The sequence below is a fragment of the Gordonia sp. UBA7599 genome (genome assembly GCA_002477755.1).
Taxonomy (GTDB): Bacteria; Actinomycetota; Actinomycetes; order Mycobacteriales; family Mycobacteriaceae; genus Gordonia.
In genome coordinates, this window is the sequence record DLKD01000149.1 from 1 (window position 1) to 5031 (window position 5031).

A 5031-nucleotide genomic window follows, 5' to 3' on the forward strand; every position below is an offset into this window, starting at 1 on the left:
AACGGCTCGAGCCGGGCGCTGCCACGGGCGCCGGACCGCGATGCACCGGTGTAGACGTATCCACCGTTGCCCACGGCGGCGTAGTCGCGCTCGTCCTCGTCGTAGCGGCTCGACGCACGGACGCGCTCGCGGCGAGGAGCGGAGCCGCCGTAGGACTCGGGCCCGTACGGGTCGTCGTCATAGCCGTCATCGCCGTACGAGTCGCGAGCGTAGGAATCCTGGCCGTAGTAGTCGTCGTAGCCGCCACGGCAGCGCACGCGCCGCACCTGGCCGGTCCCGTCGTCGAGGTAGTCGTCCTCGTAGTCGCTCGGGGGAACCATGCCGAAGTACGCCTTGAACCTCTGCATCGTGGTCATCTGGGGCCTCTTTCGTTGATCGGCGACGGCACTCCGCGTCACGATTGTGGTTGATGTTTCTCGTGTGACCAATGTGAATTTCTATTGGTGCCACCGTAGCCCTCGCGAACGGTCCGCGCGCGGCACGACACGCGCAGATTTCTATCGCCAGATCACCGATGCCAGCCGACCCGTCGGCGCACAACGTCGGTGGCTGAAGAGTTTCTCGTCGGCGATGGTGCACCGGGGGTCGACGGCGATCGCGCTCACCCCGGCCTCGGTGAGCTGACGCACGATCCCCGCGCGCAGATCGAGCCCCGTCGTCCCGGCGTCGGTCTGGCACAGGCTGCCCGGCAGGTGCTCCTCCACATCGCGCGCCATCTCCGGCGGCACCTCGTAGAAGTGCCCCGAGGCGGCGGGGCCCAGCAGTGCGCTGATCCGTTCGGGTTGCGCACCGAGTCCGACCATCACGGCCAGCGCCTCGTCGACGATGCCGTTGCGCGCACCGACCCGGCCGGCGTGCACCGCCGCGATCACCCCGGCCTGCTCGTCGCCGAGCAGTACCGGCACGCAATCAGCGGTGAGCACCGCCAAGGCCAAACCGGGAACCGTGGTGACCAGTCCGTCGCTGGCGGGGACGGGTCTGCTGCGCGGCCCATCGACAACCGTCACCGTGGTGCTGTGCGTCTGCTCCATCCACACCACGCGGTCGTCGGGCAGCCCCAGGTGTCGCGCCAAGCGGGTCCGGTTGGCCGCGACGGCAGCCGGATCGTCGCCGACGTGGTCGCCGAGGTTGAACGAGTCGTACGGCGGCGCCGACACCCCACCCTCGCGGGTGGTCACCACCCGACGGAGGGCACCCATCACTTCAAGAAGTCGGGAACGTCGACCTCGTCTTCGTCCTCGATCCGAATGCTGTTGATCGCGACCCCGTCCGACACGACGCCGTTGATGCGCAGCTCGTCGGTGCGCGCGGCGGCCGGATCACCAGCGGACCGGGAGCTGAAGATCGAATCCCCGGCATCGGGCGGGTTGACCCGGCCGGCCTGTCCGGCTGCGACGGCGGTCTGGCCGATCCTCGCGTCGTCGGCGCGACGGCGCGGTGCGCCGCCGTCGAACCCGGCGGCGATCACGGTGACCCGGACTTCGTCGCCGAGGTTGTCGTCGATGACGGTGCCGAAGATGATGTTGGCATCCTCGTGCGCGGCATCCTGGACCTGGGCGGCCGCATTGTTGATCTCGAACAGACCCAGATCCGAACCGCCGGCGATGGAGAACAGCACGCCCCGGGCGCCCTCCATGGAGGCCTCGAGCAGCGGGGAGTTGATGGCCGCCTCGGCGGCCTTCTTCGCACGATCCTCGCCACGGGCAGATCCGATCCCCATCAGGGCACTGCCGGCGTTGCTCATCACACCCTTCACGTCGGCGAAGTCGACATTGATAAGCCCCGGCGTGGTGATGAGGTCGGTGATGCCCTGCACGCCGTTGAGGAGGACCTCGTCGGCGCTGCGGAAAGCGTCCATCAGGCTGACGTTGGGGTCGCCGAGCTGCAGGAGTCGCTGATTGGGGATGACGATCAACGTGTCGCAGGACTCGCGCAGCTGGTTGATGCCGGTCTCGGCCTGGCCGCTGCGCCGCTTGCCCTCGAAGTCGAACGGGCGGGTGACGACACCGACGGTCAGCGCGCCGAGCTTCTTGGCGATCGACGCCACGACGGGTGCCCCGCCGGTGCCCGTGCCGCCGCCCTCGCCGGCGGTGACGAAGACCATATCGGCGCCCTTGAGGAGCTCCTCGATGTCGTCGCGGTTGTCCTCGGTGGCGCGTCGGCCGACCTCCGGGTCGGCACCGGCGCCCAGACCGCGCGTCGAATCGCGCCCGACGTCGAGCTTCACGTCGGCGTCGCTCATGAGCAGCGCCTGTGCATCGGTGTTGATCGCGATGAACTCGACGCCCTTGAGGCCCTGTTCGATCATCCGGTTGACGGCATTGACGCCACCACCGCCAATGCCGACGACTTTGATCACGGCCAGGTAGTTGTGCGGTGACGTCATTGCGTCCTCCTCCAAAAAACCCTCAACCTAAACCATAGATTTAGAGTTATGTCAAGTAGTGAACTTCCACGCGCAACGCTAGGCACTGGGGACTGGTGGGGCCAGCATCGCCGCGGCGTGTCGCCAAAGTTGTGATCGAGTGGCTACCGGTACGACGGGAAGTCGGGGCTCGACACGTTGTAATAGCTCCCCTTGCGGGTCGTGATGGCCCGCCACGCGACCGCCTTGTCCTCGCCGCGCGTCTCATCACCCCACACGACGGTGCTGCCGTTGCGCAGTACGAACCGGACGTCCACCGGCGACGATGCCTGAATCGAGGCCACCGAGCCGCGCAGATCCGGCGGGAGCTGCCCCACGATGCGGACCGCCGTCGTCGTCGACGGATCGGTCGGACCCGGGTTGGGCGTGACCAGCACCGGCAACTTGGCCAGGTCTGGCGGCAACTTCGTGCCGCGGTCGTAGTGCCGATACGGCACCCCGAGCCGGTCGAGGATGTGTATCGCACGGTCGGTCTCCACCCGCACGACCGGCATCCGCTCGACGACGATCACCTCGATCGTCGACGGATACTGCCGACGTACCCGGGCAGTCTCAACGGCGGGGATCGCGGCGACGCGGGAAGCGGCGCGAGAGGTGTTGACCTGCAAGAGCGGTCGCCCCTTGGGCACTTGTGCGGCCTTCAACACCTGATCTTGCGAGAGCACCGACGACGGGGAATCCAACCCCTGCACCGACACCGTGCGCACCGACATCAGCGGACTGAAGTAGGCCACCGCGGCCAACCCGCCGACCAGCACGGCGATTGCGACGGCCGTCACCCAACGACGGGCACGACTCACTCCCGCTCCCCCAGTGCCGCCAGGATCTCCGGGCCCTGCATCGTGATGTCGCCGGCACCCAGGGTCAACACGATGTCTCCCGGCGCCACGACGTCGAGCACCGCGGGCACCAGCTCGGACAGATCGGGGACGAAGCGACCCCGGCCGCGCATGTGCGCGGCGATCAGCCCGCCGTTGACGCCGGGCAGCGGCTCCTCGCGCGCTCCGTATACGTCGGCGACAATGACCTCGTCGGCTAGGCGCAACGCCGTCGCGAACTCGCGGGCGAACTCCTGCGTGCGCGAGTACAGGTGCGGCTGGAACACTGCGACGACCCGGCCGTCGCCCGCCGTCGCCCGTGCTGCGGACAGTACTGCGCGGACCTCCGTCGGGTGATGGGCGTAGTCGTCGTAGACGCGGACGCCGTCCGCGCTCCCCCGGTATTCGAAGCGGCGACGGACACCGGAAAACTCCGCGATCCCCTCCGCGATCTGCGCCAACGGCACCGACTGCCCCAGCACTGCGTGACCGGCCAGGACTGCGGCCAATGCATTCAACGCCATGTGGACCCCGGGCATCGGCGTGACCAGCCGCAATTCGGAGACCTCATCGACCAGCGGCGGATAGAGGCGGACACGGCTGATACCGCCGTCGGGACCCGTCGTGAACTCCATCAGCTCCGCGACGACATGGTCCGGGCGCTGTGCCCCGCCGCCCACATGGTGGCCGTAGCCCCACACCGACACGTCGTTGGCAGTCAGTGCCTCCTCGGTGCGCTCCAGCATGGCCCGCACCCCGGGGTCGTCGACGCAGGCCACGACGACGCCGCCGGATTCCACGCCGCCGACGAACTTGTCGAATACTTCGACGTAGGCCGCCTCGCTGCCGAAGAAGTCGAGGTGGTCGGCCTCGATGTTAGTGATGACGACGACCGACGCGGGATATTCCAGCAGTGACCCGTCGCTCTCGTCGGCCTCGGCGACGAAGACGGTGCCGCTGCCGTGGTGGGCGTTGGTGCCCGACTCGTTGAGTTCGCCGCCGACCGCGAAGGACGGGTCGGCCCCGCTGTGCTGAAGAGCGGCCACGGCCATCGAGGTCGTCGACGTCTTGCCGTGGGTGCCCGCGACCAGCAGAGTGCGGTAACCCGACATGAGGGTGGCGAGCACCGCCGGGCGCATCACCACCTCGATCCCCCGTTCGCGGGCCTCGACGAGCTCTGGGTTCGAGTCCGGGATCGCCGCCCGAGTCGACACGACGACGGTGGGTCCGTCCGGCAGCGAATCGAGCGCCGACGGGTCGTGGCCGATGGTCACCACCGCTCCCCGCGTCCGCAGGGCCAGTACCGCGCGGCCGTCCTTCGCATCGGATCCCGACACGGCGCCGCCGCGCGCGAGCAGGATGCGCGCCAGCCCCGACATTCCCGCACCGCCGATCCCCACCATGTGGACACGCTGCAGGTGGGCCGGCAGCTCCGCCGACTCGTTCTGTCCCATCGGTTGGTCCGATCCTCTCTTCTCGCTATCGGCCACCGCGGTGACCCTCCGCGAGTTCCAACGCCGCGCAAGCCACGCGGGTCGCCGCATCGCGGTGCCCGCCGACCGCCGCATTGGCGGCCATTTGCGCCAGCCGCGCAGGGTCGCCCAACAGGGCCGGGACCTCACGGGCCACCCAGTCCGGGCTCATCTCGTCGTCGGGCACCAGCAACCCACCGCCGGCCTGCACGACGGGCAGCGCGTTGAGCTCCTGTTCGCCGTTGCCGTGCGGCAATGGCACATACACCGCGGGCAGCCCGGTCGCCGACACCTCGGCCACCGTCATCGCCCCCGA

The 5031-nt window shown here is 68.9% G+C and carries 5 protein-coding genes and 1 pseudogene; all 6 read right to left on the reverse strand.

The genetic code is table 11. From position 1 onward, the window contains the following. Positions 1-356: pseudogene (locus tag B4L26_RS17555) on the reverse strand (cell division protein SepF); the annotation flags it as partial. Between the two features lie 141 nt (positions 357-497). Continuing rightward, a complete protein-coding gene (gene pgeF, locus B4L26_RS17560) occupies positions 498-1199 on the reverse strand; it encodes a peptidoglycan editing factor PgeF (RefSeq protein WP_290720953.1) in 702 nt (233 codons plus the stop codon). Further along, positions 1199-2386 carry a cell division protein FtsZ gene (gene ftsZ / locus B4L26_RS17565; protein ID WP_290720954.1) on the reverse strand — a complete coding sequence of 396 codons (1188 nt, stop codon included), beginning with the start codon at positions 2384-2386 and terminating at the stop codon, positions 1199-1201. The genes pgeF and ftsZ overlap by 1 nt, the downstream gene beginning before the upstream one ends. 143 nt (positions 2387-2529) lie before the next feature. Beyond that, positions 2530-3204, reverse strand: coding sequence for a cell division protein FtsQ/DivIB (locus B4L26_RS17570; protein ID WP_290720955.1), 675 nt, complete (start codon positions 3202-3204; stop codon positions 2530-2532). A gap of 17 nt (positions 3205-3221) precedes the next feature. Continuing rightward, on the reverse strand, positions 3222-4697 hold the full coding sequence (gene murC, locus B4L26_RS17575) for a UDP-N-acetylmuramate--L-alanine ligase (protein WP_290720957.1): 1476 nt from the start codon (positions 4695-4697) through the stop codon (positions 3222-3224). Positions 4698-4722: 25 nt separating this feature from the next. After that, positions 4723-5031, reverse strand: a 309-nt coding sequence (locus B4L26_RS17580) for a glycosyltransferase (RefSeq protein WP_290720959.1), incomplete at its 5' end; no start/stop codon positions are given.